This window comes from Aquiflexum sp. (assembly GCF_041749095.1).
Taxonomy (GTDB): Bacteria; Bacteroidota; Bacteroidia; order Cytophagales; family Cyclobacteriaceae; genus Aquiflexum.
Map to the genome: position 1 here is coordinate 1 of NZ_JBGTCA010000114.1, position 6424 is coordinate 6424.

The window sequence follows — 6424 nt, forward strand, 5'->3', positions numbered from 1 at the left end:
GAAATACAGGAAAGCACTTTTTGCGTTTGACTGGAGTTTCGGGATTATTTATGCGGTGTTTTTGGAGCCTTCCGGTGCAACATACTCAGCTACCGCCGAAGAATTCATTTCTGGCTCTCCCCTTCCGCTTACCGATGGGGCCATTGGTCCGGATGGCGCCATGTATTTTATGACAGGAGGTAGAAGGCTTCAATCTGATGTTTATAGAATTTATTTCGATGGAGATGTTGATCAAAAAAGCACAAATATCAATTTACCGGAAGCCAACCAAATCAGAAGACAATTGGAAGAGTTTCACACAGGTGGGCCAAAAACCGGTGCAGTTGATTTCCTTTGGCCTTATTTGAAGCACGAGGACAGGTTTATCCAGTATGCCGCTAGAATAGCCCTAGAGCATCAACCTGTCAAGGAATGGGAAAGCAGGGCTTTGATGGAAAAAGATCCCGAAACGTTGACCCAATCTATGATTGCGCTTACAAGGAATGGGGATAAAAACCTTCAGCCAAAAATTCTAAAGGCATTGATTGAGATTGATTTTAACAAATTGAACGCAACACAAAAAGTGAATTTGGTCAGGGCAATCGAACTAAGCCTTTTCAGGCAAGGAATGCCTTCAAATAATCTGAGAACCGAACTTGTCAATTTCCTGAACCCAAATTTCCCTGCAAACGACAATTATATCGACAGGCTCTTGAGTAAGGTTTTGGTCCATTTGAATGCTCCTGAGACTGTGGAAAAAACATTGGCCTTATTGAAAGTGGCCAAAGATGATGCGGATTTTCAAAAGAATTTCACCTCATCCTCAGATCTGATTTTGAGAAATCCCCAATATGGATTGGATATCGCAGACATGTTGGCCAATGTCCCTCCTGCCCAACAAACCTATTATGCGACCGTCCTGGGAAATGCCAAAACCGGTTGGACCCCGGAATTATGGGAGGAATATTTTAATTGGATCAAAGATTCTTTCAAGTATAAAGGCGGGAGAAGTTATGTGGGTTTTATAGACAGGGCTAGAAAAATGGCGCTTACCCATGTCGCTGATGATAAATTCGATTATTACAATGATCTCTCCGGTGCGTCCCTATTAACCGGAAGTGGAAATGACCTGGTAGTCTCCGATATTCAACCCCAGGGACCGGGAAGAAACTGGAAGGTGGAAGAAGCATTGCCCTTAATGGATGATCTCAAAGGAAGGGATTTGGTTAAAGGCAAAGCCATGTATGCGGCTACCTTATGTTTGTCCTGTCACACCATGCAGGGGGAGGGAGGAATTGTGGGACCTGATCTGACACAATTGGGAACAAGATTTTCTCCCAAAGATATACTTGAATCCACCATCAACCCCAATGCAGTCATCAGTGACCAATATGCCGCGACTATTTTCTACTTAGCAGATGGCAGTTCGGTATTGGGGAAACTGATCAATGAGGACAAAGAGAAATATTTCATTTCCCAAAATCCATTTGATCCGCGGACCATCAGAGAAATCCCGAAAAAGGATGTGACAAGCAAAAAATTATCAGACATATCCATCATGATGCCCGGGCTGATCAACAGACTGAATGAAGAAGAATTGAAAGATTTGATGGCTTATCTGATTTCAGGTGGCAACTCGGATCATGAGGTTTATCAATAATCTGTCATTCGGAGTAATAAAAATTGGCATTTACAGAAAGGGAAATGACATCTAAGTGTAGTCGGTATCAATAGGAATGTGGCTTTAGCCCATTCATAAACAAATGCAAATACCAATAGGCTTTAGCCAAAACAGAAAAGTAAGATATAAGGTTGGCGGTTATGTTTGGCTAAAGCCGGGGGGGATCTGGCCTCTTTTTTTCCTCCCGCTAAAGCAGGAGGCAATTGATTGGAAAGCATTAATTACTTTGCATTTATCAGCATGACGGCCGCTCCGATTACGTCATTGTAGACACGAGGTACTGCCTGCCCCGTTGACAAACGAGAAGGAAGGGTGACATCTAAAATTCAATTATAATTAACATTTCACTATTTATTAAAAACACATGAAAATCATACAGCTAAATCTAATAATATCATCAATTATTCTAATTACCTCTTTAGGTTGTTCTACAAACTCAACTTCCGAAAAGAGTACTGAAATCATTGAAGTTGATGAAAATGATGGATTCGTTTCTATTTTCGATGGAAAGAGTCTTGATGGATGGGAGGGGGACTCAGTTTATTGGAGCGTAAAAAATGGCATTCTCACAGGAGAGATAACTCCTGAAACCATTGTGAAAAACAATACTTTCCTGATTTGGAAAGGAGGTGTACCGGCTGACTTTGAACTGAAACTCGAATTCAAAATCAGTGAAAATGGGAATTCCGGAATCAACTACAGGAGCGAAAGATTGGAGGAATTGCCCTATGCCCTAAGGGGATATCAGGCAGATATAGATGGCAAAAATTCTTATACAGGCCAAAATTACGAAGAAAGGAAGCGGACTACTTTAGCCTACCGGGGTCAAAAGACAAACATCCAACCCCAAGACACTCCCGGGGCATTGAGGGATAATGTCGAGAAAAACGCATGGAAAGGACTAATGGTTGTTGAAAACATAGGTGATCGGGATTCTCTGAAAAATCTGATCCATGCAAAGGACTGGAACAGCATGCACCTGGTCATTAAAGGGAATGTGCTGCAGCATTATGTCAATGGAGTATTGATGAGTGAAGTGGAAGATAATGATCCGGTCAACAGGAGCTCAAAAGGATTTTTGGGGGTTCAGGTTCATGTGGGACCTCCCATGAAAGTAGAATTCCGGGATATTTATTTGAAGGAAAATTAAGCCCATTTTATCATATTGATAAAAAATGGAAAACCTGACAGGTTTATTTACAGGAAAAACATTTAAAACACACTTTGCTGTAAAAACCTGTCAGGTTTCGATCCTTCTGAAATAACTTGAAAAGGTGGGTTTAGCCCATATTCCTTAATTTCTAGGATTATTATAAATCGGAATAGTCAGTTGGATAAAGTAACCTGGTATCATTCCTTGAAACAGTATTTTGGTATTCCTCCATTACTTTCATTCTATCCCAATCAGGGTCAGACCCAAATGCTTTCCATTTGGCATCCCTTGTCTCCATATTGGGAAAAGAAGTCATGTACATCAGATTTGGCATTTGGGCACCTGCCAAAGTCTCAGCAAAAAACACAGGGTTGAAATCCAGTTTGAAGAAAATGTCAATTTCTCCTTCATTGAACATTTTTACTTTTTGCTTGTAAAGTCTTTCTGTAGCTGCTTCATAACTTCGCAGTTCATATACCTGCTCTTTTTTGGGGCCTGTTACATTTGATTCTTTAAATCTTGGCATGCCTTTAAAAGCCTGAAGCAATGCTGTTTCAATTTTTTTATAGGGCGGTTTGTCGTGGGTAGCATGGATATAAGAATTTCCCGCCTCCAGATACTTATTATCTTTTTCAAGTTTTGAAGGTATGGCCAGATATTGCTTCATTGATTTATAGGGAATAAAAACATATATTTTTTTACCCGCATCAGGCTGTGAGGAGATGGGTTTGAAAACACCCACTTTTCCAACACCATTTCTATGTAAAGCAGGAAGAAGGGCATTCTTTAGATAGTCGTCTATCTGGTTTTCCTGGTCTTTATTTTCAATATGGTAGGTCCTCATTTCATATATATCCCGTTTGGAACTTTGGGCGTATAGATCGGACACCATCAAAAAGTGTATCAATAATAGTATGATAGGAAGTAATTTGACTAGTTTCATTTTTATAGATTTAAGGTTAATCTTCTGTCAAATTATAGAATTAAAAAAAAAATGGCTTGTCAATAAATGATAACCTGAAAAGTTATTTTATGGATGGGAGAATTGTATCAAAACCAATATCTGTTTCACATTTTAACCTCCACTTTTCGGATTTAACTTTCCATTTAAACAACATATGTTGCATTGGCAAAATTCAACAGCAACTCAAAGATATTTGATCAATAAATTATGTATTTTACCTGATATTAAAAGAATTGTAATGTCAATCCCTTTTCAAGAGATTCATTTCAACTTTAAACTGAAAAAACAAGATAGAACAGGACACATTAGTAATTTATTGATGGTAACTTATTTTTTATTTACCTAAAGATTTTAACTTATGAAAAACCCCTTGTGGAAAGACAAGATATCAAATCCTCAACAGCTAGGCGGAATAGAAACCTCAGTTTTGGACAACGGTCCCGGTAAAGGTGTTAGGATTGCCTGGGTTAATACTGGGACTGGATTGAGATATAAAATTGTGTTGGATAGGGGAATGGACATTGCAGATGCTTTTTTCAATGCCGGCAGTTTGGCCTGGATCAGCCATGCAGGGGTCGTGGCACCTCAACCCTTTTCCAATAAAGGAATCGATTGGTTGCGGACTTTTGCAGGAGGATTGCTGACCACATGCGGGTTATCCCATATCGGTGGTCCTGAATCTGATGAGAATGGCTCAAGGGGGCTTCATGGAAATTACAGCAATATTCCGGCAGAGATTGTATCAATCCAACAACCAGATACTATAAACGGGAAACCGGAAATGAGCATCACAGGCATCATCAGAGAGACGACGACTTTTGGGCCAAGTATAGAATTGAAAAGGACAATCTCCGGAACACTTGGCCAAGCCAAGTTGAAAATCCATGATGAAGTTACCAATAGAGGAAATACTTCAGCACCCCACATGCTATTGTATCATATTAACTGCGGTTATCCCCTGATTGACGAAGGCACTGATATTATATGGCGAGGCAAATGGCAATCCATGGACAAAAATCCTGAAAACAGGATTTTTAATACGGACAATAATTATAAAAAATGCCCTGCCCCCATGGATGCACACGCCGGGTTTGGGGAGGATGTTGCATTCATTACTCCTCAATCAGATCAAGATGGGAATTGCACCTGTGGATTTGTCAACCAAAATCTAGGAATCGGCCTGTCCATAAAGTTCAACACCAACCAACTCCCATGGCTGATCAACTGGCAGCATTGGGGAAAAGGAGAATATGTCACCGCCCTGGAACCTGCCACCAATCCACCAATTGGACAAACCAAAGCACGAAATGAAGGCACCTTGATCCAATTGGCTCCTGGTGAAAAAAGAGTCTATAATCTTGAAATCAGTGTTTTGACCGAAGAAAAAGAAATAAATAACCTGATCAAAATCAATCACTGATATCGGTTTCAATATCCACAAATATCCAACCCGCCTGCCTTGGGCAGGTATCAATTAATATCGAGAATGTATCAAAAGATAAGATAGTTGTAAGAAAATATCCATTAACCAAATAACCAATAACAAGAAAAACATGAGTTTGGCAAAAAAAGCATTAGAACAAGGAGAAGGAATCCTCAGACTGGCCCCGACCTGGGTGCCCAGATCTTTTTGTGTACCCGGAAGAAGAATCAAACTCCACCCCGATGATTATTATGTCCTAGGTGGAGTCAGAGGAGGTATCGATGAAAGATGGCTTTCTTCCACGACACCGGCCCAAAACGGTCCTTTGACAGGAAAAAATGAAGGACTGAGTCCGGTTGTCTTTCAGGATGGAAATGAAGAAAAACTGTTTTTGCTCAAAGATGCCATTGATGAACTTGGAGGTGAAATCATCGGCGACCGTATTTGGAATCAGTATAAAAGCTGGCCCATGTACTCCAAATTTTTTGACAATATGGGGCCTCTCCCCCACCATATCCACCACAATGATGAATATGCAGCAATGACGGGCCAAAAAGGAAAACCTGAAGCTTATTATTTTCCGCCGCAGCTCAATAATCATGGCGGGAATTTTCCATACACCTTTTTCGGTATTGCACCGGGAACCACCAAAGAACAGATCAAAGAATGCCTCATGAATTTCAAAAAGGGTGACAATAAGATCACCAACTTTTCCCAAGCCTTCAAATTGGAACCCGGTACAGGTTGGGATGTCCCTCCAGGAATGCTGCATGCCCCGGGCAGTCTATGTACCTATGAGCCGCAAAAAGCTTCGGACATTTTTGCCATGTACCAATCCTTGGTCAATGAAGCAATCATTCCGGAAGAATTGCTTTGGAACGGTACTCCAAAAGACCGAATAGGCGATTATGATCTCTTGGTGGAGGTAATAGACTGGGAACTGAACACCAACCCAAATATTCTGGAAACCCGCTTTATGGTCCCAAAACCTGTATCCGAATTGGAAAGTATGAAATCGAATGGTTATATTGAAAACTGGATCTGCTATCTATCCCATGATTACAGCGCCAAGGAACTGACTGTATTACCCGGACAAACAGTTACCATTACTGACAATGCCGCTTATGGTCTGATCATGATGCAAGGTCATGGAAAAATGGGTGATCGGGACATTGAGACTCCTGCTTTGATACGGTTTGGCCAATTGACCCACGACGAGTATTT

The 6424-nt window shown here is 40.7% G+C and carries 5 protein-coding genes; 4 read left to right on the forward strand and 1 reads right to left on the reverse strand.

The genetic code is table 11. The annotated features are described in order from the left end of the window. On the forward strand, positions 1–1639 hold a 1639-nt coding region (locus ACEW8O_RS06180; protein ID WP_373493752.1), incomplete at its 5' end, for a c-type cytochrome. 385 nt (positions 1640–2024) lie between these two features. Further along, a complete protein-coding gene (locus tag ACEW8O_RS06185; RefSeq protein ID WP_373493753.1) occupies positions 2025–2810 on the forward strand; it encodes a DUF1080 domain-containing protein in 786 nt (261 codons plus the stop codon). Positions 2811–2970: 160 nt separating this feature from the next. Here ACEW8O_RS06185 and ACEW8O_RS06190 read toward each other — a convergent pair whose 3' ends face one another. Next, a complete protein-coding gene (locus tag ACEW8O_RS06190; protein WP_373493754.1) occupies positions 2971–3756 on the reverse strand; it encodes an NIPSNAP family protein in 786 nt (261 codons plus the stop codon). A gap of 379 nt (positions 3757–4135) precedes the next feature. Here ACEW8O_RS06190 and ACEW8O_RS06195 point away from each other — a divergent pair, with 379 nt between their 5' ends. Both ACEW8O_RS06195 and ACEW8O_RS06200 read left to right on the forward strand, forming a co-directional pair. Further along, positions 4136–5197, forward strand: coding sequence for an aldose 1-epimerase family protein (locus ACEW8O_RS06195; protein WP_373493755.1), 1062 nt, complete (start codon positions 4136–4138; stop codon positions 5195–5197). Between the two features lie 133 nt (positions 5198–5330). Further along, positions 5331–6424 (forward strand): hypothetical protein (locus tag ACEW8O_RS06200; protein ID WP_373493756.1); only part of this gene is annotated, 1094 nt, incomplete at its 3' end.

Bases quoted from the DNA above. Each gene is read 5' to 3' on its own strand.
- ACEW8O_RS06185 (WP_373493753.1), top strand. From the start codon at position 2,025: ATGAAAATCATACAGCTAAATCTAATAATATCATCAATTATTCTAATT.
- ACEW8O_RS06190 (WP_373493754.1), bottom strand. From the start codon at position 3,756: ATGAAACTAGTCAAATTACTTCCTATCATACTATTATTGATACACTTT.
- ACEW8O_RS06195 (WP_373493755.1), top strand. From the start codon at position 4,136: ATGAAAAACCCCTTGTGGAAAGACAAGATATCAAATCCTCAACAGCTA.